At 60.5% G+C, this 25,790-nt stretch carries 26 protein-coding genes and 1 pseudogene; 12 read left to right on the top strand and 15 right to left on the bottom strand.

Annotation, left to right across the window (positions count from 1 at the left end):
- The 5 genes from QZ571_RS15285 to purB all read right to left on the bottom strand — a co-directional run.
- Positions 1–127: glyceraldehyde 3-phosphate dehydrogenase NAD-binding domain-containing protein (locus QZ571_RS15285; RefSeq protein WP_295536696.1), on the bottom strand; the 127-nt coding region annotated here is incomplete at its 3' end.
- A gap of 107 nt (positions 128–234) precedes the next feature.
- Positions 235–378: a hypothetical protein gene (locus QZ571_RS15280; protein ID WP_295536693.1), complete on the bottom strand. Its 144-nt coding sequence runs from the start codon at positions 376–378 to the stop codon at positions 235–237.
- A gap of 201 nt (positions 379–579) precedes the next feature.
- Positions 580–1,614, bottom strand: coding sequence for a FliG C-terminal domain-containing protein (locus QZ571_RS15275; RefSeq protein WP_295536694.1), 1,035 nt, complete (start codon positions 1,612–1,614; stop codon positions 580–582).
- A 122-nt stretch (positions 1,615–1,736) separates the two neighbouring features.
- Positions 1,737–1,889 carry an adenylosuccinate lyase gene (locus QZ571_RS15270; protein ID WP_295536690.1) on the bottom strand — a complete coding sequence of 51 codons (153 nt, stop codon included), beginning with the start codon at positions 1,887–1,889 and terminating at the stop codon, positions 1,737–1,739.
- 78 nt (positions 1,890–1,967) lie between these two features.
- Positions 1,968–3,272, bottom strand: coding sequence for an adenylosuccinate lyase (gene purB, locus QZ571_RS15265; RefSeq protein ID WP_295536688.1), 1,305 nt, complete (start codon positions 3,270–3,272; stop codon positions 1,968–1,970).
- 75 nt (positions 3,273–3,347) lie between these two features.
- Between purB and QZ571_RS15260 the strand changes: the two genes are divergently transcribed.
- Positions 3,348–3,752, top strand: a complete 405-nt coding sequence (locus tag QZ571_RS15260) for a DUF6314 family protein (RefSeq protein WP_295536685.1) — start codon at positions 3,348–3,350, stop codon at positions 3,750–3,752.
- A gap of 279 nt (positions 3,753–4,031) precedes the next feature.
- Positions 4,032–4,715: a sugar transferase gene (locus QZ571_RS15255; protein WP_295536683.1), complete on the top strand. Its 684-nt coding sequence runs from the start codon at positions 4,032–4,034 to the stop codon at positions 4,713–4,715.
- Positions 4,716–4,806: 91 nt separating this feature from the next.
- Here the strand turns inward: QZ571_RS15255 and QZ571_RS15250 are convergent, their stop codons facing one another.
- Positions 4,807–5,583 (bottom strand): metallophosphoesterase family protein, encoded by a 777-nt coding sequence (locus tag QZ571_RS15250; protein WP_295536680.1) that lies wholly within the window; start codon positions 5,581–5,583, stop codon positions 4,807–4,809.
- Positions 5,584–5,709: 126 nt separating this feature from the next.
- Here QZ571_RS15250 and QZ571_RS15245 point away from each other — a divergent pair, with 126 nt between their 5' ends.
- Both QZ571_RS15245 and QZ571_RS15240 read left to right on the top strand, forming a co-directional pair.
- Positions 5,710–6,921 carry a glycosyltransferase family 4 protein gene (locus QZ571_RS15245; RefSeq protein WP_295536677.1) on the top strand — a complete coding sequence of 404 codons (1,212 nt, stop codon included), beginning with the start codon at positions 5,710–5,712 and terminating at the stop codon, positions 6,919–6,921.
- A 148-nt stretch (positions 6,922–7,069) separates the two neighbouring features.
- The gene (locus QZ571_RS15240) at positions 7,070–7,393 is read left to right on the top strand and encodes a hypothetical protein (RefSeq protein ID WP_295536674.1); all 324 of its coding nucleotides are present in this window, start codon (positions 7,070–7,072) and stop codon (positions 7,391–7,393) included.
- Position 7,394: 1 nt separating this feature from the next.
- On the opposite strand, the gene xrtD is transcribed toward QZ571_RS15240, so the two are convergent.
- Positions 7,395–8,975: a VPLPA-CTERM-specific exosortase XrtD gene (gene xrtD / locus QZ571_RS15235; RefSeq protein ID WP_295536671.1), complete on the bottom strand. Its 1,581-nt coding sequence runs from the start codon at positions 8,973–8,975 to the stop codon at positions 7,395–7,397.
- Positions 8,976–9,092: 117 nt separating this feature from the next.
- Positions 9,093–11,549: a tetratricopeptide repeat protein gene (locus tag QZ571_RS15230; protein WP_295536668.1), complete on the bottom strand. Its 2,457-nt coding sequence runs from the start codon at positions 11,547–11,549 to the stop codon at positions 9,093–9,095.
- 251 nt (positions 11,550–11,800) lie between these two features.
- Between QZ571_RS15230 and QZ571_RS15225 the strand changes: the two genes are divergently transcribed.
- Genes QZ571_RS15225 through QZ571_RS15215 form a run of 3 tightly spaced genes read left to right on the top strand, consistent with a single transcriptional unit; the run spans position 11,801 to position 15,073 of the window.
- A complete protein-coding gene (locus QZ571_RS15225) occupies positions 11,801–12,703 on the top strand; it encodes an AAA family ATPase (RefSeq protein WP_295536666.1) in 903 nt (300 codons plus the stop codon).
- Complete coding sequence (locus tag QZ571_RS15220; RefSeq protein ID WP_295536665.1) at positions 12,703–14,211, top strand: Wzz/FepE/Etk N-terminal domain-containing protein; 1,509 nt, start codon at positions 12,703–12,705, stop codon at positions 14,209–14,211. Before QZ571_RS15225 ends, QZ571_RS15220 begins: the two co-directional genes overlap by 1 nt.
- Before the next feature lie 16 nt (positions 14,212–14,227).
- Positions 14,228–15,073, top strand: a complete 846-nt coding sequence (locus QZ571_RS15215) for a CpsD/CapB family tyrosine-protein kinase (protein ID WP_295536663.1) — start codon at positions 14,228–14,230, stop codon at positions 15,071–15,073.
- Positions 15,074–15,095: 22 nt separating this feature from the next.
- Here QZ571_RS15215 and QZ571_RS15210 read toward each other — a convergent pair whose 3' ends face one another.
- Positions 15,096–15,506 carry a hypothetical protein gene (locus tag QZ571_RS15210; protein WP_295536660.1) on the bottom strand — a complete coding sequence of 137 codons (411 nt, stop codon included), beginning with the start codon at positions 15,504–15,506 and terminating at the stop codon, positions 15,096–15,098.
- Positions 15,507–15,853: 347 nt separating this feature from the next.
- On the opposite strand from QZ571_RS15210, the gene QZ571_RS15205 reads away from it, so the two are divergent.
- The 5 genes from QZ571_RS15205 to QZ571_RS15185 all read left to right on the top strand — a co-directional run bounded on the left by QZ571_RS15205 (position 15,854) and on the right by QZ571_RS15185 (position 21,127).
- The gene (locus QZ571_RS15205) at positions 15,854–16,582 is read left to right on the top strand and encodes a Crp/Fnr family transcriptional regulator (RefSeq protein WP_295536657.1); all 729 of its coding nucleotides are present in this window, start codon (positions 15,854–15,856) and stop codon (positions 16,580–16,582) included.
- Between the two features lie 552 nt (positions 16,583–17,134).
- Entirely contained in the window at positions 17,135–17,989 is an 855-nt protein-coding gene (locus QZ571_RS15200; RefSeq protein WP_295536654.1) for a hypothetical protein, read from the top strand.
- Positions 17,986–20,055: a cbb3-type cytochrome c oxidase subunit I gene (locus tag QZ571_RS15195; RefSeq protein WP_295536651.1), complete on the top strand. Its 2,070-nt coding sequence runs from the start codon at positions 17,986–17,988 to the stop codon at positions 20,053–20,055. The genes QZ571_RS15200 and QZ571_RS15195 overlap by 4 nt, the downstream gene beginning before the upstream one ends.
- Positions 20,052–20,696, top strand: a complete 645-nt coding sequence (locus QZ571_RS15190) for a cytochrome c oxidase subunit 3 (RefSeq protein ID WP_295536648.1) — start codon at positions 20,052–20,054, stop codon at positions 20,694–20,696. The genes QZ571_RS15195 and QZ571_RS15190 overlap by 4 nt, the downstream gene beginning before the upstream one ends.
- Positions 20,693–21,127 carry a cytochrome C oxidase subunit IV family protein gene (locus QZ571_RS15185; RefSeq protein ID WP_295536645.1) on the top strand — a complete coding sequence of 145 codons (435 nt, stop codon included), beginning with the start codon at positions 20,693–20,695 and terminating at the stop codon, positions 21,125–21,127. The genes QZ571_RS15190 and QZ571_RS15185 overlap by 4 nt, the downstream gene beginning before the upstream one ends.
- A 51-nt stretch (positions 21,128–21,178) precedes the next feature.
- On the opposite strand, the gene modC is transcribed toward QZ571_RS15185, so the two are convergent.
- The 6 genes and pseudogenes from modC to QZ571_RS18510 all read right to left on the bottom strand — a co-directional run.
- Complete coding sequence (modC, locus tag QZ571_RS15180) at positions 21,179–22,267, bottom strand: molybdenum ABC transporter ATP-binding protein (protein WP_295536643.1); 1,089 nt, start codon at positions 22,265–22,267, stop codon at positions 21,179–21,181.
- Positions 22,260–22,958 carry a molybdate ABC transporter permease subunit gene (gene modB, locus QZ571_RS15175; RefSeq protein WP_295536641.1) on the bottom strand — a complete coding sequence of 233 codons (699 nt, stop codon included), beginning with the start codon at positions 22,956–22,958 and terminating at the stop codon, positions 22,260–22,262. Before modB ends, modC begins: the two co-directional genes overlap by 8 nt.
- On the bottom strand, positions 22,955–23,698 hold the full coding sequence (modA, locus tag QZ571_RS15170; RefSeq protein ID WP_295536638.1) for a molybdate ABC transporter substrate-binding protein: 744 nt from the start codon (positions 23,696–23,698) through the stop codon (positions 22,955–22,957). The genes modB and modA overlap by 4 nt, the downstream gene beginning before the upstream one ends.
- Before the next feature lie 284 nt (positions 23,699–23,982).
- Entirely contained in the window at positions 23,983–24,795 is an 813-nt protein-coding gene (locus QZ571_RS15165; protein ID WP_295536635.1) for a uracil-DNA glycosylase family protein, read from the bottom strand.
- Between the two features lie 282 nt (positions 24,796–25,077).
- Positions 25,078–25,566 carry a hypothetical protein gene (locus QZ571_RS15160; protein WP_295536632.1) on the bottom strand — a complete coding sequence of 163 codons (489 nt, stop codon included), beginning with the start codon at positions 25,564–25,566 and terminating at the stop codon, positions 25,078–25,080.
- Between the two features lie 84 nt (positions 25,567–25,650).
- A pseudogene (locus QZ571_RS18510) lies at positions 25,651–25,698 on the bottom strand (hypothetical protein); the annotation flags it as partial.
- Positions 25,699–25,790: the final 92 nt, after the last annotated feature.

Genomic DNA, 25,790 nt, shown 5'->3' with positions numbered 1-25,790 from the left:
TGGTCTCCACCGGGCCGAGATCGTTGATCGCGACCACCTCGATATCGGTGCGCCCCGATTCAATGATCGCGCGCAACACGTTGCGCCCAATGCGCCCAAAGCCGTTAATGGCAACTTTGACGGTCATGTCCTTCTCCTCTGGCTGGCTGCCCTGCAAGGAGTTGCGCGGGCAGAAATCCCGTTGCGGTTAACAAACGCCTTTAAGGCGAAAGGTCAACCGGTCAGACGTGTATGCTAGCGCCAGAATGCGACATATTGAACGAGATCAGCGATTCTCCGGCCCAAAAACAGCAAAGCCTGCCCTTGGTTAAGGAATATATCCGCCAATATCAGCACTATCAGGATGGCCCCCAGCCAAAGCGCAATCCGATCGGTCATCACTGTCCCTTCGCGCCCCGATTGCCGAAGCGTCCCCTATGCCCGCCCCGTCTGTTGCGCCAAGGAGGCGCTGTGCGGGGTGGGTCTTTCTCTCTGTAAGAGCAGACGCGTGCGCAGCAATCAACCAAGCAAATCAGTCTGTTCTGATGTGACGTTAATAGATTGCGGCCAGCGAGAGAAGGGGTAGGCGGATGCGTGTGTCTAGGCCTCGTCCTCGGCGACAAGGAAGATTTCGCCAGCAGATTCCATTTCGCGGATCGCCGCCACGATTTCGCCCATCGCCTCTTCGGACTCCTTTTCCTTCACCTTGCCCAGATTAGTCATCTCGTCGCGCAAGGATTGCGCCATGCGTTGGGACATATTGGTCAGGATGAACTCCGCCGATGCTTCGAGTGCGCCCTTGGCCCCTGCCAATGCGGTGACCAAACGGGCCTGATCGACATTGCGCAAGATTTTTGGCACGTCGCGCGGATCAATCCGCGCGGGAATATTGGCGAATGTGAAGATCGCCTTGCGCACTTGATCGGCAAACAGCTGATCTTCCTCGTCAAGCCCTTTGAGCACCGAATCGCGGGTGCTGGATGCGGAATAGTTCAGGATCGCGCCGACGCGCTCCACTGGTCCAGTATCAAACGCCTTGGCGGGTTGCGCGTCCAGCTGTGCCGATAGCGCCTGCCCGATCCGGTGCACAGTTTCTGGCGCGACATTGCCGGTGAGAGAGACCGCATAGGCCACGCGCCGTGCCTTGTCGCCGGGCAAAAGCCCCAGCAATTCCGCAGCTTTCGCGACAGACAGCTTGGACAGCATGACCGCGCCAACCTCAACGCTTTCCTCTTCGAGAACGGGGCGGAGCAGTTCGGCGGAGAGGCCTGTGATACGCTCCCACGGGTCGGCGCGTGAACTGCCAGAGGCGAGACGGCGCAGACGTGTCGAGGCCGATGGGGAAAGCTGTCCGTCCAGCAGGGTCAGCGCACCATCAAGACCGCCGGGAAAGGCAAACCCAACCGCTTCCAGTTCGGCGCAGAATTCATCCACCACGGCGCTGAGCGTGTCGCGATCAATCAGGCGCAACCTGCCAACCGCCTCGGTCAGTTCGGTTTGGTGATCATCGCTCAGATCGCTGAGCGGCAGTTTCAGCCCCTCAGTGGCCAAAAGGCGCACCACGATGGCGGCCTTTTGCTTGCGTGTCAGAGTGGCTGGAGCGCTTGGAGCCATAAGTCCGGGTGCCCCTCCCATCCCGGCCAATTGGCCAAGAGGCTGCAATTTTGCGACTGCGTTCACCAACGTTCTCCGATTCCCTTGAACCTTTCGATCAAGGTGGCACAGGGTCGGTTAATGCCAGCTTAGCGAAACCGGAATTAGCTGGCTTGCAACACGCAGGACTTGGCGTCTTTGTCCCAGACATGGCCTTGCGGGCACGACATCGAGGCTTGATGTTCGCGCATGCAATCGGCGCTGGCCGCAAGCGGTGCAAGGATAAGGACGGCGGCGGCAAGAATCGTTCTAGTCATCACGGATCTCCCTTGGCTGATGACCCAGCGTAAGCCGAATCACCGCCTTGAGACCAGTGTCAGATCACGTAGTCGCGATTATTCCCCGAAAACGCGCTTGAAAATCGTGTCCACGTGTTTGGTGTGATAGCCGAGATCGAATTTTTCGTTGATCTCATCCTCGCTTAGCGCGGCGCGCACATCTGCATCGGCCAGCAATTCCTCGCGGAAATCCGCACCCTTTTCCCAAACCTTCATCGCGTTGCGCTGCACCAGCTTGTAGCTGTCCTCGCGCGACACACCCGCCTGCGTCAGCGCCAGCAAGACCCGCTGGCTCATCACCAAGCCTTTGAATTTGTTCATGTTCGCCAGCATGTTGTCAGGATAGATCACGAGGTTTTCGATCACGCCTGCCAGACGGTTGAGCGCAAAATCGAGCGTCACGGTGGCGTCAGGGCCGATCGCGCGCTCGACCGAGGAATGCGAGATGTCGCGTTCATGCCAAAGCGCCACGTTCTCCATCGCGGGCACCACGGCCATGCGCACCAAACGCGCCAGCCCGGTGAGGTTTTCCGTCAGCACCGGGTTGCGTTTATGCGGCATCGCCGAGCTGCCCTTTTGGCCCTTGGAGAAGAACTCCTCGGCCTCAAGCACCTCGGTGCGCTGCATGTGGCGAATTTCGATGGCGACGTTTTCGATGCTCGAGGCAATCACACCTAGGGTGGCAAAGAACATCGCGTGCCGGTCGCGCGGGATCACTTGGGTTGAAATCGGCTCAACGCGCAGGCCGAGTTTCTCGCAGACATGTTCCTCAACCGCCGGGTCGATATTGGCGAATGTGCCGACCGCGCCGGAAATCGCGCCGGTGGCCACTTCCCAGCGGGCCTTTTCCAGACGGTTCTTGTTGCGATCCATTTCGGCGTAAAAGCGCGCGAAGGTCAGCCCCATCGTGGTCGGTTCGGCGTGAATGCCGTGGCTGCGCCCAATGCGCACGGTGTCTTTATGCTCAAACGCGCGCTTTTTCAGCGCGGCAAGCAGGCGGTCCATATCGGCGAGCAGGATATCGGTGGCGCGCACCAGCTGCACGTTGAAGGTCGTGTCCAGAACATCCGAGCTGGTCATGCCCTGATGGACAAATCGCGCCTCGGTCGAGCCGATATGTTCAGCCAGATGGGTCAGAAAGGCGATCACATCATGCTTGGTCACGGACTCGATTTCGTCGATGCGCGCGACGTCGAATTCCACATCCTTGGCCTTCCAGACAGCCTGTGCAGATTCGCGCGGGATCACGCCCAGATCGGCCTGAGCGTCGCAGGCATGGGCCTCGATCTCGTACCAGATCTTGAACTTGCTGGCAGGTTCCCAGATATCGACCATCTCTTTGCGGGAATAACGCGGGATCATGGGCGCGGCCTTTCGATTGCAGGTGGTTTAGGCGGCTTGTTAGACTGTGCCTGCCTTTGGGGCAAGGGAGCGGTGATGATCAAGCTGTGCGATTTTGAAGGCGCGTGGGTGTTGCGGCGCCAGATCCGTCACAGCGATGGCCGTGTCGCGCGCTTTCAGGGTAGGGCGGTGTTCACGCCGCGCACGGGCGGGCTGCATTATCGCGAGAGCGGCGATCTGATTTTGCCCGAGGGCACGCGGTTTCACGCAGAGCGCTGCTATCTCTGGCACGCCGATGGGGCTGGGATTGCCGTCAGTTTTGAAGATGGCCGCGCATTTCATCACGTCGACCCGGCCCGCCCAGAGGCTCAGCATTGGTGTGATCCTGACACCTATCATGTATCCTATGGCTTTGATCACTGGCCCCAATGGCAGACCGTGTGGCGCGTGCATGGCCCGCGCAAAGATTACGTGATGGAGTCGCACTACGCGGGCGAATGAGTGTGCAAGAGACGTGGAAAAAAACTCGGGCAAGCGGGGCGCGGCCTTAGTGCGTTCACTGTCGTGCCACAATTGCGTGAAATGATCTATATTGTTGATTCAAAACGATATTAGCGTAAGAAAATCGCAAAAATCAGGGCTTCCTTAACCATATTTGCCGCGAAAGAGGCGCAACATCTGTCCGCTTTGGCCACAGATTTGAACGATTCTCTAACCATAACGCATCGGTGAAGGGTGGCAGGAATAGCCCCCGCTGAGGTTAGGATTGGGACACAGGCCATGAGCGAATTCACCACCAATATCGCGCTGAAAAGCCAGACGGTTGTGCATGCGCCTTTTGCAGGTGCTGCGCCCTACCGTGCTGTTGGCAAGCGGATGTTTGATATCGCGATGGTTTTGGCTGTGATACCGGTGTTGTTGCCACTGATCTTGGTGCTGGCGGCTTTGGTCTGGCTTGATGGCGGGCCTGCGTTTTTCGCCCAACCCCGGATCGGGCGTGACGGGCGGAGTTTCAAAATGTGGAAACTGCGCACGATGGTGGTGGATGCCGAGGCCAAGCTGAAAGCGCTGTGCGATTCTGACCCCGCGATTGCCCAAGAATGGGCCGTGAACCAGAAGCTCGCCCATGATCCGCGCATTACCCGTATCGGAGCGTTTTTGCGCCGCACCAGCCTTGATGAGCTGCCGCAATTCTTCAACGTACTGTTTGGCTCGATGAGCCTTGTCGGCCCGCGCCCCTTCTTGGCCTCGCAAGAAGCGACCTATCAGGATGCGATGGGCCGCGCCTATTACCGGATGCGTCCGGGCATCACCGGGCTGTGGCAGGTGGTGGGTCGTTCCTCCAGCGCCTTCGTGGATCGTGTCCGCTTTGACGAGCGCTATTACGCGAAAATGTCGCTGCTGAATGATGTGATGTTGTGCCTGATGACCGTCGCGGTGGTGTTCAAACAAACTGGCAAGTGATCACAGGGCTTCCACAGGATCACGGTCTTCCGGCGTGATTTTCCCTTTCAAGCGATCTGCAAGCGTCCCGATATTGGGGCGCTTTTGCATGTCATCCCTGAATGGTTAGAAACTTCAGTCCATTGCGGTCAAACCATGCCGCGCTCAACCGCCCCGATTTGCTGGCCCCGGTATCAAGCGCCACACGTCCGCGATCGACAAAGGGCTCGGCTACCACCCAGTGACCATGCGCGATCCATAGCCCGTCGCGCCGCGGAGCTGTGCCAAACCGCGCATGCCCCCAAAGCAACGCATCGGGGTTTTGGCGTTCCAACGGGTGATAGGGATCGGCCCCCGCATGGGTCACTGCAAGCCCGCCTTCCCGCCAATAGAGCGGGCGGGAATCGAGCCAGCTAAGCAGGTTGGGACCAAGTGCGCGCGCCAGATCCATGCGCAACGCGTCCAGTGCATCCGTGTCGGGACGTGTCATATCCGGCAGGCTCAGGCCGTAACTGCGCAGGGTCGCCGCCCCGCCCAGCTTCAGCCAACGCACTGTCTGCGCATCGGGGCTGATCAGAAAATCCAACATCATGCGTTCATGATTGCCCATCAGGCAGATCATGCGCTGAGGCGCGGCCCGTTGCGCGGCCTGCAACGTCGACAGCACCCGCGCGCTCTCAGGCCCCCGATCAATCATATCGCCCACCGTGATGACACGCGCGCGCTCTGATCCGGGCTGGTCGCTGATCAGCTCGAACATCGCGTCCAGCAAATCGGCACGCCCATGCAAGTCGCCGATCACGCAAACCGGGTCTTGCGGGTGGGGCAGGCCGGGGGGCGCGGTGCTTTTGGCGGGGCGCGCGAACTTATTGAGCAATGTGGTGAACATGTCTGAAAGGGTCTCTCGCGCAGGGCTGGAATCCCGTGTGTTTTGGCGACATAACCATGTTCAGGACAAAGCGGAAGGGGCTCACGCAAAGGTGGGAAACAAACCGCTGCAAGCAAGGGGCGAGCAATGGCACACGAAACAGCGGGCAGGCGCGTTTTGATCGTGGTGGAAAACCTCCCCGTGCCGCTGGACCGACGCGTCTGGCTGGAGGCGACGACCCTGGCGGGCGCGGGCTATCAGGTGTCGGTGATCTGCCCGATGGGACGGGGGTGGGATGCGCCTTATGAGGTGATCGAGGGCATCCATATTTATCGCCATCCCGCCCCGCCCGAGGCGCATTCGGGCGCGGTGGCCTATGCGCGCGAATATGGCCACGCGATCTGGCACTGGTTTGCGCTGGCGCGGGTGGTGCGGCGCGAGCGTGGTTTTGACGTCATTCAGGGCTGCAACCCGCCCGATCTGATCTGGCTGCTCGCACTGCGCTATCGGCTCGCGGGCGTGCGCTATATGTTTGATCACCACGATGTCTGCCCCGAATTGTTCGAGGCGAAATTTAACAAAAAGGGCCTGCTTTGGGGCGTGATGCGGATTTGGGAGCGTATCACATTCGCCTGCGCGTCCGTGTCGATGGCCACCAATGAGAGCTTTCGCAAGATCGCCATCGCGCGTGGCAAAATGGCGCCCGAGGATGTGTTCGTTGTGCGCTCTGCCCCGCGTGTTGAAACCTTTCTGCCCGGTCCGGGCGATGTTCGCTATCGCCACGGCGCGAAAACGGTGCTCGGCTATATCGGGGTGATCGGTCAGCAAGAGGGGATGGATCTTCTGATCGAGGCTCTGCAGATCCTGATCCGGGATCTGGGCCATTCGGACGTGCATCTGGTGATCGTGGGGTTTGGCCCCGAAGTGCCGATGGTGCAGGCCGATGTCGCCGCGCGTGGGCTGTCTGATCACGTCACTTTCACCGGGCCGCTTTATGGCGATGAGATGCTGGCGGCGATGAATGCGATTGATATCGGCGTCGCCCCCGATCCGAAGAACGCGATGAATGACATTTCGACCATGAACAAGGTCATGGAATATATGACGCTGGAAAAGCCGCTCGTGCAGTTCGATCTGACCGAGGGGCGGGCCTCGGCGGGCGAGGCGGCGCGCTATGCCCGCGCCAATGATCCGCGTGATTTCGCCGCCCAGATCGCGGCGCTGATTGATGCGCCCGAGGCGGCGCGAGAAATCGGGCAGGCGGGGCGCAAGCGGGTGCTGGAATCGCTGGCTTGGGATTTCTCGGCCAAGCAGCTTTTGGCGGCCTATGATCGGATATTTTCCAAGTTTGGGAAATAATGCGCCCGTTTCTGGGGTGATTGTTTCATAACGCGCGAGAAATTAGCCAAATATTGACGCATTTGTGCTTGATAGGTGCCGCAATCTAGACACAAATATTCCCAACGTGCCCCAGCTTGCCGGGGCATTTATCCGCTGGGGGGCTGATATGACGCGAAACAGACATATGGGCTTCGGGGCTGTTGCCTTGCTGTTGGGTGTCATTGTGGCAGGCACGGCGGGGGCGGGCGATCTGCGCCAGATTGCCCCCGTCGAGGTCGCGGATACGGCCTTAAACCAGATCACGGAAGAGATGACGGGGCGCGCCGCCTATGATCCGGTGGCCCATGCGCTGGCCATCGGGCTGACGCCTGAGCGCGCCGATGCGCTGGTGGATCAGGCGATGAAAGTGGCACAAAGCTGCCCGCTGGTCTTTGACACCCAGCAGTCGATCGCGAATTGCTGGGAGGCGCCAAGCGGGGCTGGCTCGTAACTCAATCTGGAACGTAAGCCCCTAGCCGGGGCAGGCTGTGCGCGATGAACTTCGTCAACCGCGCATCGGCCACCGACACGTTTTCGCCCGGGCCAATCGGCGTGACATAGCGGATCAGCGCGCCATCGGTGCGCCCGCGCGTCACACCATCGACAATCACCGATAGTTTCGCGCGCCAATCGTTGATCATTGCCACTCCACGCTCGTCAAACCAGTAATAGACAAGCTGGCGGTTCAGCCCTTTGGTGATCACCGCGCGATTGACCGCAAAGGACGCGCGATGGGGCAGGGTGAGGCTGCGCGGCCCGAAATTGCTCACCTCCCAGCCCCCGACGGGTAGACAGACCTCGGGCGAATGGATGCCCGCGCCCCCGGTCTGATCGGCATACCACGCCACGAACAGATTGACCGCTGCGCTGCGATCGGGACTGGCATAAACGGCGTTCAGATAGTCGGTTGCGCCCAACACCTGAACGGTTTGCGGCTCAAGCGCGCGCATCTCGCCCTGCCAGCCCTCGATGCTGCGCGGAAAGGTCGAAAAGTCGCTGCGCGCGGGGGGTAGGGCCTCGGGGCGGGGCAGGGCAAGCCAAGCGGCACTGGCCAGCGCCGCCAGCCCAAGCGCCACCATCAGCGCCCGCGACGGAGCGATCTGGGTCAGGCGACGTAGCTCGGGGGCGAAGCGGGTGTAGTTCAGATCAAGCGCCTCTGATAGCGGGCGCGGGTTGGGCGTCAGGCGCTGCAGCCCGACGGCCGTGAAGCTGAGGATCGCAATCGCCGCGCCGAAAATCACCCAACCCTCGAACACATGCAAAAACCCTTCGGCCTGCCCGATCCCGTAGCTGTTGACCAAGATCGCCACCACGCCGATGCGTAAGCTGTTCAGCCCCACCGTCAGCGGCGCGGCCATCGCAAACAGCACCGCCTTATGCCAGAACGGGCCACGATAAAGGATACCGAACAGGTAGGAAAAACTGAGGATCGGGAACAGGTAGCGCAGGCCAGAACAGGCCTCGGCGACCTGCAATTTATAGACGCCCAGATCAATCACATTGCCCGACAGATAGACCGGAATGTCAAAGGCGCGTACCAGCGCCACGCCCAGTTCCGACGAGATCAGTTGCAACGCAATCGTCAGCTTCCAATACAGGATTTGGGGCAGCGGCAGCATGAAGATCAGATGCAGCACCGGCTTCCAGTGATGCCGCCCCGCCTGCCAGCCCATGACCAGTAACACCACGCCCATCAGCCAGCCGATCAGCGCATAGGTCACGATATCGGGGATCTGCGCAAGGTCGCCAAACGCCGCCACAGCCAGCGCGGCGATGATCACGACGACCCCTTGCCAGCGGGTGTGTTGCGGGCTGGAATGTGCCGGGGCGTGGCGCAGTTCGCGTGCGAAAAGATAAAGCGAAATCAAGGGGATCAGCGGGCCGTGGCTATATTCCGGCGTGGACCAAGCCGCGCCGAGGCTTTGCAAGCCCAACGCAAAGAATGGCGCGCAGGCCAGCGTCAGCGCGCCCAGCCCAAGAATGCCCCACGGCAGGCTGCGCGCGGCGCGCAGATTGGTGCTTGCAATGCTCATGACTGCTCTCGTTGACGGGGTGTCTGATGCGCCCCTTTGATGTGATCATACCGCGCAACCGGGCTCAGCCAAAGACAAAACCGTGGCCAAGACAGGGCAAGCCTGCCGATCTGTGCCCTAATTCCCGCGCTTTGCGCTGGCGCGCAGCTTTGCCAATTGGGCAGGGGCGTCTTGCATTTGCGCGGGCAGAACAGCTCCGGCCAGATCAAGCGCCTTTTGCAACTGCGCTGCGGCGGTGGTGTCGTCGCCGTTGGCCAGCAGCACCATCGCATAGTGATATTGCGCCAGGGCCGTGTCGGGCAAACCGGCAGCGGCGGCGGCTAAAAGCGGCTCGGCCTGCGCGAAATTGCCCAAACGATATTCCGCCCAGCCATAGGTGTCTTTGAAGGCAGGCTCGGGGCTTTCACGAAAGCGCTGGGCAATGGCGGCGGCGCGCGCAAGGCTGGCGGGATCGTCGCGGTGCTGGCTAAGCAGGCTGGCAAGGTTATTGGCCAAGACGGCATTGTCGGAATTGCGTTGATATAGCGCGTCATAAGTGGCGATGGCGGCCTCATAATCGCCCGCTTTGTTCTGCGAGCGCGCGCGATAGAGCAACAGCAGCGGATCGGGGGCGTCGCCTTGCGCTTTCAGGGTCGCGTCGATGATCTGCCTAGCCTCTGCGTCGCGCCCGGCCGCGGCAAGCAGGCGGTAAAGTTGGCGTGCGGGCTGGCTGTCGGCGGGGCGCTCAGAGCAAAGCGCGCGCAGGCCTGCCTCGGCTTCGGACCCGTGCCCGGTGAGCGAGTCAAGATTGGCGCTTAGCAGACGCAATCCGCGATCTTTCGGGGCGGCGGCAAGCTGATCGGCAAGGTAGCTGCGCGCGGCATCCGTCCGTCCAGCGGCAAGCTGGGCCTGTATGACGGCGGCAATCGCGCCATTATTGCTGGTGCTGTCGGCCAGCGATTTCAGCGTATCGATCGCCGCATCGCTTTGCCCGCGCCCCAGCAAGATCGCGGCACGAATGGATTGCGCCAAGGCTGATGCTTCGGGGCGTTGCAGCGTATCCAGATGCTCGGCGATGCGCTGGGCTTGCGCCCAATCGGTCTGGCTCAGCGCCAGATCGGCTTGGCGATGCAACAGCCCCGGATCATCGGGATTGTGCTGAATCGCCTCAGAAAGCAGCGCCGCAGCGGCGGTAGGACGTTTCTGATCCAGTAGGAAATCAGCGTAGTTGCGGGCCTCGGCGGCGCGACGATTGCTTGCCTCATAGGCTTGGGCCAGCAGTGTGCCGGCCAGATCGGGCGCACCCTCGCGCATGTTGGCTTGCGCCATCAGCGTCAGGGTGGGCGCATCTTGGGGGGCCTGTTGCAAGGCACGGCGCAGCGCCACGAGCGCATCCTCGGGATTGTCGGCATCGATCAACCACTGGGCGCGCAGGCGCAAGGCTGGCACCAGATCGGGCGCAACTTTGAGAGCGGCGTCAAGCTGGGCTTGCGCTGCGTTGCGCTGTCCGGCGCGATCAAGCATCTGCGCATAGCTCACACGCAGACGGTCGGTCTGCTCGCTTTCAGGTGCGTCTTGGAGCAGCGCTTTCATCCGTGCGAGCGCTTTATCTTGTTGGCCTGCGGTGAAATCCAGATCGGCCCGCATCGCGCCAAACAGCCGCGCATTGGGCGTGCCCTTGGCCTGCGCGATCAGCGTGTCCAATTCGGTTGCCGCGGCCTGCGCGCCCCGGCTTTGCGCCAGGAACTGCACCAGTTGCACATAGCCATCGCTTTCCGAGGCTGGATCGCCCGCCAGTTTGCGTAGGAAATTGGCCGCGCCATCGGGGTCATCGCGCAGCACATACCACGCGATCAGGGCGGTGCGGGTCTTGGGATCGTCGGGAAACAGCTCTTGCATCCGCTTGAGCTGTGCGCCGATCTGATCGTTGCGCTTGAGCGCGGCCAGCAGTTCGAGCCGCATCACCTGCAACCGATATTGCGCAGGCTTTTGAAGCAGCGCCGTCTTAATTGCGCTGAGCGCGCCCTCTTGATCGCCCTGCGCATTCAACGTGTCAATCAGCACATGCCACGCGGTCGCGACATCGGGCGCGCGTTGCGTCAGAGCGCGGGCCTTGGTGCCGATATCGGCGTAGGCCGAGGTCTCGTTGCTTGCCATTGCCGCGCGCAGTTGCAAGGCCAGCCCCACCGCCAGCGCGCCCGGATCATCGGGGGCCAAATCCAGCGTGGTGTTCATCTGGCGGCGCGCCTCATCCATATTGCCCGAGCGCAGCGACAGTTCCGCCAGCAAGCGATGGGGATCGACCAGATCGGGATATTGCTCGCTCAGGCGCAGATATTGGCCATAGGCCTCTTGCACGCGCCCGGTTGCCAAAAGCAGATCGCCATATTCGCGTCGCGCCGCCTTATGAGAGACGTCGTATTGAAACACGTTGCGCAACTCGATCATGGCGCGGGGCACGTCGCCTTTTGCAACAAGCGCCATCGCCGACTGGTAATAGTCGTCCGCTTTTTCCTGTTTGCTCTTGCAGCCTGCCAATGCGAGTGCTGCACAAAGCAAGATCACGGCGGGTTTTGCCCCGATGTGTCGCGCCATCTGCCCTTGCCTCAATATTTACTTATGCGCTCTGAGTGGCGCTTTGCGACAGATTAGCCACAAATGGGTGATCAATAAAGACATTCTCGGGGCACAGGGTGACACGGAGCCCCTTTGAGACCCGTTTGGTACGAAAACTGAGGCCATTGCGCCGCATATTTCGCCGCTCATGCAAGCATTTGTTGCGAAATCCACCGATTTACGCTTCATTAAGCGCGAACGATAACGAGGCCAAAGGCCCGGATACAGGCATGGATGAGATTTACACCGATTTTTTCGGGCTGAAGGAGCGACCGTTTTCGCTGCTGCCAGATCCCGAGTTCCTCTACTGGTCGCCCGAGCATAAGCACGCGGCGACGATGCTCGAATATGGGCTATTTTCGCGCGCGCCGATCACGCTGATCACGGGCGAAGTGGGGGCGGGCAAGACCACCTTGCTGCGTCATCTGATGGCCACGATCACCGAAAACGTCACGATCGCGCTGGTCTCCAATGCGCGCGGCACGCGCGAGGATCTGATCCGCTGGATCATGCTGGCCTTGGGTGAGCGGGTCGCGCCGGGCGAGGATTACGTGCTGATCTTTGACCGGTTCCAGCAGTTTCTGATCTCGGAATATGCGGCGGGGCGGCGCGTGGTCGTGGTGATCGACGAGGCGCAAAACCTAGATGCAGGTGTTCTGGAAGAGCTGCGCATGATCACCAATATCAATGCTGACAAGGATGAGCTGGTGCAGCTGATCCTGATGGGGCAGCCCGAGCTGCGCGATTTGATTGCCCAGCCACAATTGCGCCAGTTCGCGCAGCGTGTCGGGGCAGGGTTCCATCTGGGGCCGATCGGGGCGGATTGCGCCCAGCCCTATGTTGCCCACCGCCTTGAGGTGGCCGGTGCCACGCATGAGATTTTCACCCCAGAGGCCGCGCAAAAAGTGCATGCCTATACCGGCGGCATCCCGCGGCTGATGAACCAACTTTGCGATCTGGGGATGGTCTATGCCTATTCGGCGCGCTCTGATCAGGTCAGCACAGAGATCATCGACAAGGTGATCGAAGACAACGTCTTTTATCTGCCCGTCGAGGCGCAGGGCAAACCCCGCGTGGTAACAGGTGCAAGCACATTCCGATCCGGGCGTGCGGCGGTGCAGGGAGGGGCGTGATGCAAGGCGCGCGTTTCTATCTCAACATGCTGCTGCGCCGCATTCACTGGCTGATCCTGCTGACGCTTTTGGGCACGGCAGCGGGGCTGCTGGTGGCGCGCTCCATCAACCCGATCTATGAGGCCGATGCACTTTTGGTGGTTGAGGGCGATAGCATTCCCGACAAGCTGGCGACGAGCACGGTACAGACCGACACCAACGCCAAACTTCAGGTGATCCGCAAGCGCGTGATGTCGCGCGAAAGCCTGCTTGATATCGCCAAGCGGATGAACCTTTATTCGAACCTGCGCCTCGATTCTGGCGCGCGCGATGCTGATGCTGTCTTTGCCGCGCTGTCCAATTCGATCAAGATCGAGATCACCGGTCAGACCAAAGACCGCCGTGCGCCCGAACAGGCGACCTTTCTGACAATCGCCTATCTGTCGGGACGCCCCGCGCAGGCGGCGCAAGTTGCCAATGAGTTGGTGACCCGCGTGCTGAAAGAAGACAGCGATATTCGCACGAAATCGGCGCGTGACACGCTTGATTTTTTCACCCGCGAGGCTGATCGGCTGTCGGGGGAGTTATCGAAATCCTCGTCTGCGATCTTGAAATTCAAGCAGGAGAACGGCGAAGCCCTGCCCGAACGGCTGAATATCATGCGCGATCAGGCGACGGAATTGCAGAGCGAGCGGGCCAAGATCACCGCGCAGAAAACCGCGCTGGAAGATCAGCGCGACAAGCTGATCCGACGCCATGAACTGTCGGGCGACAAGGTCAATCTGGATGCGATCTACCCGCCGCAGCTGCGCAATCTGGCGCAGTTGAGCGCGCAGCAACTGGCGCTGCAAGCCGTCTTGGCGCAAGACGACCCGAAACTGGCCGCGCTGGGGGCACAAATTGCCAGCCTGCGCTCCAAGGGGCTGCCCGCCATGCCGAAAAATGGCGATGCCTTTGACGCGCGGTTGCGTGAGTTGGAAGACGATATTTTTACCGCCGATGCGCAGATGCAGGCCAATCGCGAACTCTATAGCCGCATCCAAAGCGATATTCTGCGCGTGCCCGCGAATGCCGCGACGCTGGATGCGCTTCAACTTGATCACGACAATCTACGCGATCAATACGACAAAGCGATCAGCGCGCGTGCTATGGCCACGACCGGCGACACGATTGAATCGCTGTCCAAAGGCGAGCGGCTGACGGTGATCAATCAGGCGGTTGCGCCAAGCGCGCCGGTCAAGCCCAATCGCAAGACGATCATGCTGGCGGGCTTTGGTGCGGGCTTTGTGCTAGGGCTGTTGGTGATCGTGGCGTTTGAACTGCTCAATCCCGGAATTCGCCGCCCCGAAGACCTGACCTCCAAACTGGGCATCACAGCGTTTGCAACGCTGCCCTATGTCAGCACGGCGGCGGATAAGGCGTTGAAACGGCGTCGTCTGGTGCTGTCCTCGGGGGCGGTAGGATTGGCGCTGATCGCGGTGGTGGTGTTGGTGGGCGTGCTCTACAAGCCGCTCGATCTGGTATTTTAAGAGAGGGGGCTGAGCCATGGTAGAACGACTGCGCGATGCGATCGCCCAAGCCCGCGCAAGCCGCGAGAGCAAACCTCTGAGCGAGCTGCGCCCACGCGCCAGCGAACGTGCCACGATGACGTTGCGCCCGGGCGTGTCGGGGGCGGCGTGGCAAGCGTTTGATCCTTGGGCGCCCTCGCCACGGCTGATGGAGGCGGCGCGGATCGTCACCACCGAGCCGCGCGCCGAAGCCGCGCCGTTTGATCTGATGCGCACCAAGATCTTGCAGCAGATGCGCGCTAATGGCTGGAAACGTCTGGCGATCACCTCGCCCTCGGCAAGCTGCGGGAAATCGACGATTGCGCTCAATCTGGCGTTTTCGCTGGCCCGTCAGGAAGAGCTGTTCAGCGTGCTGATTGAGGCCGATCTGCGCCGCCCCTCTTTGGCACGGATGTTGCAGCTAGACAGTGGCGCGCAGGTGTCTGAGGTTCTGGATGGCTGTGCCGATCTGCGCGAGCACGCGTGTCGCTACGGGTCAAACCTTGCGATTGCGACGAATGCGCGGGCGGTCGAAAACCCCTCCGAGCTGATCCAGGCGCAGACCTGTGCGCAGGTGCTTGACCGGATCGAGGCGCTGTATCAGCCCGATCTGATGGTGTTTGACACCGCGCCCGTTCTGGTCAGCGACGACACGTTGGCGCTGGCGGCGCATGTGGATTGCGTACTGATCATCGCAGCCACCGAAGAGACGACGATCAAAGAGATCGACATTTGCGAACGCGAATTGGCTGAGCGCACCAATGTGATGGGCGTCGTGGTCAACAAGTTCCGCTTTTCAGGGCCGCAATATGGTTATGGCTACGGCGCAGAGACTGGCCGTTAACGCCCGTTCGCATGGGGCGCCCTCAGCCACGGCGCCGTGAAAACCCCATGCCACACAGGGCTTTTGACATATCCTCGGCGGTGTAGGGCTTGCGCAGCATCGCGCCGCTGGGGAAATCGGCAATCGCGCCTTCGACCTCGTCATAGCCGGTCGAATACAGGATCGGCACTTGCAGCCGCGCCAGCGCCAGTGCGGCATCCAGCGAGGTCTCGCCCCCCAGATCAATATCAAGCAGCGCCAATGTCGGCACCAGCCCGCCCTCGATCAGGCGCAAGGCCTCATCCAGTGTGCCACAGGTTTGCACCTGATGCGCGCCCAACTCATTAAGCATCTCTGCCGCGTCATAGGCCACGATCAGCGCATCCTCAAGAATCAGCGCCGTGCCATCTAGGTGGCGCGCGGCATGGCTTAATTCAGGCGTGCAATCATTCATAACACGACCCCGCACAGGCACGCCGCCCAGCCAAGGGCTGAGCGAACATAAAAAGTCTCAGCACATGAAGACGTCATCACAAACCCCCAAGACAGCAGCACGCCCCAATTTGGGAAATGATTTCCGCACAGTGGCCAACTTCTCGGCCCGTGTCGTTAATCTATGACATGAACGTCTCGCAAAAGCGACAAACGCCTGTTTGGGTTGCACAATCTGCGGATTTCCGCCGATCCGCGTCGCGATTCCGCCTAGGTAGGCCAAATCCCTCACGAAAGTGGCGCGGTATTTAGGCAGGGAACCGCCTGAGCGATCCTGACGTTTAACATTTGACATACAATGAGGTTCAAATGGCCCGCAAATGTGACATCTGCCCCTTTGCCGAAAACCCCGGCTTTCAAGCTCCGTCCAAAGAAGACTGCGCCGTCGTCAAGATGCACCGGGTCGGTGAATTGCAAGTTGAGGCGGGGCGGCCGATCTTGGAGGAGGGCAGCGATCCGCAGCAGTTTTTCACTTTGCTGGAAGGGCAGGCGCTGCGCTATCACACGTTGGAAGATGGTCGCCGTCAGGTGCTGAATTTCCTGTTTCCGGGGGATTTGATCGGGCTGGAGCCGATCATGCTGGGGGCCTCAAGCCACGCGGTTGAGGCGCTGAGCCCGGTGACCCTGTGCGTCTTTGATCGCGCTCAGGTTTGGAAAATGTTTTCGCAAATGCCCGAACGCGCCTTCATGCTGACATGGCAGGTGGCACGCGAAGAGCATTTTCTGGGCGAGGCTCTGATCTCGGTCGGGCAGCGCTCGGCGCGCGAATCCCTGGCTTGGGCGTTTGTGTCGGTTTGGGACCGCGCCGGGCAGTCTGGCTTGGTCAAAGGGGGGCAAATGCCCTTTCCCGTGCGCCAACAGGATCTGGCCGATGCGCTGGGGCTGTCACTTGTGCACACCAATAAAACGCTTTCGCGGCTGCGCGCCGAAAATCTGGTCAAGTGGCGCGACGGCGTGTTGCGCCTGCCGGATCGCGACGCACTGGCTCGCGTCGGTTTGGTTGACGAAACTGTCATCAGAAAACGCATCTACCTGTAACGGTAAACGCCCGGTGCAAAGGCTTGTCTGTCATCGCAGATGAGCCCCTGAATATGCGGGCTTTGTGCCTGTTTTCGCGTGGACGCGGCGTGAAACGGTGCAGGCGGGAAATCTGCGTCACTTTGCTCCTTCATCCCTTTGAGAACGCTCAAATCTTCACGGAATGATCACGCCGCGATCACAAGGCAGAGAGTTTCGCCGCAATGGCCTGTATTTTTACCCCTGATTTCAACCTTTCGCCCCTGAATTTGTTGATAAAAAAATTGAGTGTCGCAGGCGCGTGATAGGATTTGTTGTTTAAAAACAAAATGTTCCACGCTCAGGTGCGACATTTTGTCAAGTTTGATTGACCTGCGACAACCTGCCCTAGGTGACATTTCATCGCGCGTAAGACGGCTGTAAGACCGCCTTCAGATACGTGTGACGGAATGGGGAATAGAAAGGTATTCCAGGGTGTTTAAAAACTTGTACCAGCGCTCGCGCCACCTGACCCTTCCCGCCCTTTTGGCGGGTTCGGCTGTGTGGTTGTCGGGGTGCGCAGAGAATGGGGTCATGTCACCGCTCGGCCCCATCGCGGCGGCTGAAAAGTCGCATATGATTGTGTTCTTTCTCTGGATGCTTCCGGTGTGCCTGCCGATCCTGATCGGCCTGCCGTGGATCCTGATTAAATATCGCCGCAAGGGCGGCACCGGGGCTTATCATCCGGAATGGTCGCACTCGACCTTGGCTGAGGCCGTGATCTGGGGCGGCTCCAGTGTGGCCGTTGTCATTCTGGGCGTTCTTGTCTGGATGAACACGATCTCTGAGGACCCCTACAAGCATACGGGTGCAAACCCGATCAAGGTGCAGGTTGTCGGGTCCGAGTGGAAATGGATGTTCATTTACCCCGGCAAGATGGCGAGTGTGAACAAGGTCGTGCTGCCTGAAAATACTCCGGTTGAGTTTGACATCACCGCGACAGGCGCGATGCAAAGCTTCTGGATTCCGCGTCTGGCCGGGCAGATCTATGCCATGCCGGGCATGCAGACCAAGATGAACATGACCACCGGCGAACTGGCCCAACTTGAAGGCTTCAACAGCCAGTTCAACGGCGCCGCTTTCCCGCTGGACAAGTTCGAAGTCGACGTCGTGACCAAGGCTCAATATGACGCCTTCTTGCAAGAGCCGCGCAAGCCTTGGGCCGATCTGTTGACCCAGTTCAAAAAGGTCGCGACCTGGGACGGTCCGCAGATTTTTGACGCTCCGCCCAAAGGCTGGTGGGACAAGGCGTCGATGAACCCGGACCTCGCGAATGAGGGGGGGGCTGCAATTCTGCCCGACGCCGCGCCCGAGCAAAAGAAGATCGACGATGCCATTCGCAACGAGCTTCATATTTCCCAAAATCAATCCCAAGGGGACGCGCAATGAGTATTCTTGGTAGCCTAAAATGGGACGATATTTTTATCGTTCCCTTCTTTAAGGAGCCGTCGCTCTCGACCGGTATCGCGGCCGCTGCAGGCGGGATCGTGGTGCTGGGCGCGTTGGCGGTGCTGGTATTGCTGACCGTCAAGGGCTGGTGGAAGCCGCTTTGGACGCATTGGATCACCACGCTCGATCACAAGAAAATCGGTGTGATCTATATCGTGCTGGCGGCGATCATGCTGATCCGGGGTATCCTGGAGGCGGTCGTGATGCGCGCCCAGCAGGTTGCGCCTGCGCCGGGTTTTCTGTCGGTCGAACACCATGCCGAGCTGTTCTCGACCCATGGCACGATCATGATCTTCTTTGTCGCGATGCCGCTGTTGATCGGCTTGATCAACGTGGTGATGCCGCTGCAAATCGGCGCGCGCGATATGGAGTTCCCGTTCATGAACGCGATCTCGCTGTGGCTGTCGGTTGGCGGCGCGGCGCTGGTCATGGCCTCGCTGGTCGTTGGCCATTTTGAGACCGGTGGCTGGACGGCCTATCCGCCCTACACGGGCATCAAACTGTCGCCCAATGAGGGGGTGGATTACTGGATCTGGTCGCTGATGCTGACCGGTATCGGCACCACGCTGTCGGGCATCAACTTTGCCGTTACGATCTACAAGCAACGTGCCCCCGGCATGACGCTGATGAAGATGCCGATCTTTGCCTGGACGACGCTGTGCACCGCGATCCTGATGATCTATGCAATGGTGCCGCTGGCAGTCGCCTCGGTGATGCTGGCGCTGGATCGCCACGCGGGCTTCCACTTCTTCACCGCCACGCAGGGCGGCAACATGATGAACTTTGCCAACCTGTTCTGGCTGTTCGGTCACCCCGAAGTTTACATCCTGATCCTGCCGGCCTTTGGTGTGTTCAGCCATGTCATCCCGACCTTCTCGGGCAAGAAGCTGTATGGTTACACCTCGCTGGTCTGGGCGACAGTCGCGATTGCGGTGCTGTCCTTTACGGTTTGGGTTCACCACTTCTTCACGATGGGTCAGACCGCGCATCTCAACGCAATTTTCGGCATCGCCACGATGACGATTGGCGTGCCCACGGGTGTGAAAGTCTATAACTGGATGCTCACGATGTGGCGCGGCAAGCTGCGCTTCTCGACGGCGATGCTGTTCTCGGCGGGCTTCATGTTCACCTTCGTGATCGGCGGGATTACGGGCGTCATGCTCGCCAACCCGGTGATCTCGTTTGCAGCCCATAACTCGCTGTTCTTGGTGGCGCACTTCCACAACATGCTTATTCCGGGCCTGCTGTTTGGGATGTTCGCGGGTATCAACTACTGGTTCCCGCTCGCGTTCGGCTTCCGTCTGGACGAAACTTGGGGACGTCGCAGCTTCTGGCTGTGGATGGTTGGCTTTTACCTCACCTTCATGCCGCTCTATGCGATCGGTCTGATGGGGGCGCCGCGCCGGATGGCCTTCTTTACCGACCCGGCCTATCTGCCGTGGCTGTTGGTCTCGATGGTTGGTGCGCTTGCGGTGCTGGGCGGTTTGACCTCGCAGGTCATTCAGGTCTGGGTGTCGATCAAGAATCGCGAAAGCCTGATGGTGCCCGCGGGCGATCCGTGGGATGGCCGGGGTCTGGAATGGTCGCTGGGTTGCCCGGTGCCTGAACATGACTTCACCACGATCCCCAACATCACCTCGCGTGAGCCCTGGGTCGAGGCGAAAGAGCGCGGTTTGCGCGTCATGGAGCCGACCGAATTCGTCGACATCCACCTGCCCAAAAACACCTCCATGGGGTTCTTGGTCGCGATGGTGGCAACCGTTGGCGCCTTTGGCCTGATCTTTGAAATGTGGTGGCTTGGTGCGCTGTGCTGGATCGCGATGTTCGTGCTGGTGCTGATCCGCTCCTATGACACGGATTGGGAAAAAACCGTCACCGCCGAGGAGCTGCGTGCCGATTACGAGCGTCACAAGCATGTCGTCGAGACGACCCCCAAAGTCAGCCTTGATGACGAATTCACCACTAAGAACCGTGGCTTGGTCTTCGATATGGAGAAAGCAGTATGAGTGCGACAACCACCAATCTGGGGGCACATGCCCCCAGCGATCAGGGTCACGACCACGGCCACGCCCATGGTCATGACAAATCGGGGACGGTGATCTTCGGCTTCTGGATTTTCCTGATGTCCGACCTCATCGCGTTCTCGCTGTTCATCGCAACCTATGCCGATGCCGAATGGCATGGCATCGCCAGCGGCCCCAGCCCGCATCAGTTGTTCAGCCTTGGGCTGCCGACGGTGGAGACGATGGCGCTGTTGATCTCGACCTTCACCTTCGGGATTTGCACGCTGGGCATGAAATACAATGCCACCATGCGCCGCACGATCGGCTGGCTTGTGGTGACGCTGATCTTCGGCGCGATCTTCCTTGGGATTGAACTCTATGAATTCCACGAGTTCTGGATCGAGGGGAACACGCCGCAGGTCTCGGGCTTTCTGAGCGCCTATTACGCGTTGGTCGGGATGCACGGGCTGCACGTCACCAGCGGCATCATCTGGGGCCTTCTGTTGATCGTTCAGATGAAAACGATGGGCATGACCGAGCTGGTCAAAACCCGTCTGATGCGTCTGGGCCTGTTCTGGCACATGCTTGATATCGTGTGGATCGCGCTGTTTACGAAAATCTATCTGATGGGGGTGCTGTCATGAGTGCGGTTTCTTCTGATCTCGGCATGGATAGCGCCGAATATAAACGCGATATCGCGCGCTATGGCTGGGGCTTTGGCCTGTCGGTGGTGTTGACGCTGGCCTCTCTGGTCATCGTCGCGGGCGGGCTGTTTCCCGGCGTCGCCTGGGGCACGGTTGGCCTGTTGGGCATCGCCCAGCTTGTGATTCAGTTCTGGGCCTTCATGCACCTCGATTTCTCGATGGAATCGCGCCGCGATCTGTATCTGGTGATGTTCTCGTTCCTGATCGTGATCATTTTGGCGGGAGGCACGGTCTGGGTGCTGGCCGATCTGGCAAGCCGGATGGGCATGGGCGACATGAGCAAGATGTCTACGCCGATGGTCACCGATATGGGCACGCCTGCTACGCAGGCCCCTGCGACGGGGATGAAGGAGATGTCGGGCTCCAATTAAGAGCCAGACCTCGAACAGATCAGGAAAGGGCGGCCCTCGGGTCGCCCTTTTTCATGCGCGCTGCGTGACGTCTTGCGAGGCGAGCGACACCGCCTTGATCATCGCATGACACTCCAGACCCGCGCGCAACCCAAGCGCGGCAACCGAGCGCGTGGTGAGGCGCGCCAACAGCCGTTCCTCCCCCAGCGCCAGCTGCACGAAAACCGAGGGGCCGTCGGGCGCGCCGATCTCCAGCACCGTGACGCGCAAGATATTGAGCGCCGAGACCTGCTCGGGCCGCGCCAGCGCCAGCGTCACATCCGCGCCGTGAATTTGCAGCCCCAATTGCGCACCGATCGGGGCGCTCGGCGCTTCAAGGAAAATCGCCCCGCCCGCCGTCTCGACCCGCGCCAGACCATCGCTGTCTTGCGCCACGACCCGCCCCGAAATCAGCGCCCCCGCCGCGCGTCCGCCAAAGCCCCCCGCCGCGCCCGGATCGGCCAGCACATCGCGCGCCGGACCAAAGGCGCGCAGGTGCCCGTCCTCAAGCAGCGCGACAGAACTGGCCAGCCGCGCGACCTCAGCCGGGGCATGGCTGACATAGAGGATCGGTAGCTTGACCTCATCGCGCAGGGTCTCGAAATAGGGCAGGATCTCGGCTTTGCGCGCACTGTCAAGCGCTGCCAGCGGCTCGTCCATCAGCAACATGCGCGGCTTGGACAACAGCGCGCGCCCCAAAGCCACCCGCGCGGCCTCGCCCCCCGACAGCGCGCCGGGACGCCGATCCAGCAGCGCGCCAAGCCCAAGCATCTCGACCGCGCGATCAAAGCGGATCACGCCGGGGCCGGGGGCGGCAAAGCGCGCGCCATAATTCAGGTTCGCGCGCACGTCGAGATGGGGAAACAGCCGCGCCTCTTGAAAGACATAGCCGATGCGGCGGCGATGGGGGGCAAGGTTGATGCCCGCCTCTGTGTCCAGCACCACATCGCCCCCCACCGCAATGCGCCCCAAATCGGGGCGCAGTAGCCCCGAAACCGCATTCACCACCGTGCTTTTGCCCGCGCCCGAATGGCCAAACAGCGCGGTGATTCCGCCCGGCGCGTTCAGTGCAAGATCCAGCGTGAAGCCCGCGAACCGATGTTTCAGCGCAATCTCAAGCATCGCGCCCCGCAATCCGGGCGGCAACCCGTTTGGCCAAAACCTCTGAGACCAAAAGCGCACCCAAGGCCAGCGTGATCGAGATCACCACCAGCTTTACCGCAGAGCTTTCGCCACCGGGCACCTGCAACGCGCTATAGATCGCCAGCGGCAGGGTCTGGGTCTGGCCGGGAATGTTGGACACGAAGGTGATCGTTGCGCCAAATTCGCCCATCGCCTTGGCAAAAGCGGTGATCGCCCCGGCAATAATGCCGGGCACGATCAGCGGCAGCGTAACGCTCACAAAGACCCAAAACCGCGACGCTCCCAGCGTAGAGGCCGCAGCCTCGAGCTTAGGGTCCACCGCCTCAATCGCCAAGCGGATCGCGCGCACCATCAGCGGGAATGCCATCACCCCCGCCGCCAGCGCCGCCCCCTTCCAGTCAAAGGCCAGCCGGATACCAATGCGCGCCAGCGCCGCCCCGATCACCCCATTGGGCGCAAAGCCCATCAACAGCAGATAGCCCGTCACAACGGGGGGCAATATCAGCGGCAGATGTACGATCCCGTTAAGCAATCCATGCCCCACAAAGCGCCCGCGTGCCAAAGCATAGGCCACCGCGACGCCCAGCGGCAGCGAACAAGCCGTGGCCACCCCCGCCACCTTGAGCGATAGCGTCACCGCCTGCCAATCCTGTGGCGAGAGCCAACTCACGGCAGAACCACGAACCCTTGGGCGCGAAAGATTTTGGCGGCTTGGGGGGTGCGCAGCGCGGCATAAAAACTGTGTGCCGCTGCGCTGTCGCTCAGGCGCGCGGCGGGGTAGCGGATCGGTGGGTGGCTGCCCTCGGGGAAGGTCGCCACCACATGCACGCGCGGTTCGGCCACCGCATCGCTTTCATAGGTGATGCCATAGGGCGCGGCCCCGAGCGCCACCATCATCAACGTGGCGCGCACATTGTCGCCCTGCGCCACATCGGGGGCGATGCCCTGCCAGAGCCCGAAATGCGCGAGCGCTGCCTTGCCATATTGACCTGCAGGCACCGCATCGACCAGCGCCATCGCCAACTTGCCGCCCTTTAACAAGGCTTTCAGATCGAGCTCGGAGGACAGCGTGACGGGGGGGGCGTTTTCATCATGCGCGATCACCACCAGATGATTGGCCAGCAAATCCTCGCGCGCCTTGATATCGCCCGTCTTGGCCACGACCTCCATCCAGCCGGGATTGGCGGAGATAAAGATATCGACGGGCGCCCCGGCCGCGATCTGGCGCGCCAGCGCCCCCGATCCAGCGTAAGAGATATGGGCGACATTGCCAGTCTGCGCCTCCCAGCCTTGCGCCAACGCATCCAGCGCCGTCTTCATCGAGGCGGCGGCAAACACCGTTACCTCACCAGCGCGCGCGGGCAGGGCAAAACCGAGGGAGAACAACAACAGAGCGAGGAGTCGGATCATGGGCGCAGACCTTTTGCAAAGCCGATATGTTTTAGTGAACATATTGCATGCTGCACATCTATGACAAGCCGCTTTTCGCCCGCGTCCAAATTCTTGAAATATCCCGGGGGAATTGGCCGCAGGCCAAGGGGGCAGAGCCCCCTTCCTATCCGTTGATTGTCGCCATCCGGCGACGGGGGCAGAGCCCCTTGCCCGACCGTTGATTGTCGTTTAGCCGGCGACCGCGGCAAGCCGGCACTTTCTTTTCCATGGTGGCTATTCGTAGGCTAAATGGCGGAACTAAATCAGAGACCGAGAGCGCGGCAGTAGAAATCGCGCTTCGCAGCGCGCAGTCCTTCAACTCCGGACGGATAGTCGCGCGGAGCGCCTTCGAGATACCATTTCGTCTTGTAATATGCCGGATGTGGCAATGCCATGATGCGGTCTCCATCAATGCCCCCCTGCTTAACAGCAACTTTGTGTAATTCGTTTGCAGCTTTGCCGCCGAGTGCGACGACACGAACGGGTTGGACTTGCGCGATCTCATCCGCGAGAATCTCACTACAGAGCTGCCTGCCTCGCTTATCCTTCAACAGCAAGTTGCCGGGGCCGGCGAAAACCTTCACCGCATCTGTCAGCCACACATCATAGCTGGCATCGAGACAAGCGCGGATGACATCCCACATCGCTGGATGGTGTGCTTTGACCTGTCTGCCCGGGTTGATGTAGTGGCGATATCGCTCGCTGTCGATTCCGAAGAAAGTTCCGATGGTTACTACGCCAGGTGTGCCCTCTTTTCGTAGTGGATCCTGGGCGCAGAACATGATCCGCCCACGCGTAGGACGATCGCGAGAGATCAGGCAAGGCAGGTCATAGCCAATGGGATAGCCGGTGAATGGCTCGAGGACATCGCTTGACCAGTCCGACCTTTGAAAGCTCGGCATCTGTCGGCCTTCGGCGTGGCCACAATGGAATTCCTCCCGAAGTCCGTCTGACACACGCGTCAGGCTCTCTTTGGAAAAGAGCTTTTCCTGGGATTGGATGAAATCAGGCCAGCCGCCCTTGTTAAACAAGACGTCTGCATCGAATGCTTGGGTGCTGGAAGTCGGCTTGGTCATATCAAATCCTTGGGATTAAAAATGGATGTTCGGCCTTTGAGTGCGCCGGTGCATTCAGCGCCGACGGTGAGGCATAATATGGAGTTGGCTCCGCGCCGTCGTATTTAGCGCCAATCCATTGACCGGCCCCCGAGTGGCCCATTGTTCATAGCGAGATGCTACGGGTTTGGTTATGATAATCATGGGTTTTGGTTTGGGCAATCACACCGGGCGCGGAGCCTCAAATTGCTCAATCGTCCAGCGCGCTTGTAGTGTCGCCCAGTTCCCCAGCGATGCCCCGTCTCACAGCGCCTGCTCTTGCGCCTCATCCCGATCCCATACCCTGGAACGCAAACTGCCGAGATCCATGTGGATCTCGGCAGCCAGACCGTCTTTGGACTCGGGGGCCGGTAGGAGGGTGATACATCGGACCAGGGCCGCGAGTTCTTCGTTGGCGCGGGCGACGAGATCTGGATCGCCGAGCAGCGCTTCGAGATCGTGTAGCGCCTGCTCGAAGATCGCGGGAATGTCGGGCGGTGTGGCGTCTTTCTCGGCCTGCTGGGCCTCCAAATGCGCGATCCGATCTTCGAGTGCCGTGATCTCGGCTTTGAGTTCCTTGTCGCGCGCACTGTAATCCGCAAAGTCAGCGCTCTTTTCGATCGCGCGCATGATGCCGTCGCGCGCCTTGCGAGCCAACGCAAGTTGCGCTTTTGCAGCCTTGATCGCAGCGCCGAAATCTGTGCTTTCGAGCGCGCGCAGCTCAGCTTGAAACGCAGCCTCGAATTGCGCCATCAGATCCGCATTGCGAAGCTCGGCGCGCAGCGTATCAAAGACACGGGCCTCGATCCGGTCTTGACGGATCGTGTATTTGTTGTTGCAGGCGCCCTTGCGGGCCTCGCGACACTGAAAGCGTTTCCGACCCACTTTGATATAGGGCGCACCGCAGCAGTCGCAGACCAGCAAGCCGCTCAGAAGGTGCTTCGAACGACGCGCCGCCTGAGGGTTTCCCGAGACGG

Origin of the sequence: uncultured Thioclava sp. (assembly GCF_913064665.1) — a bacterium.
Lineage (GTDB): Bacteria > Pseudomonadota > Alphaproteobacteria > Rhodobacterales > Rhodobacteraceae > Thioclava > Thioclava arctica.
Note: the sequence above shows the minus strand (reverse complement) of the source record. Positions and strands in the feature narration are given on the sequence as shown.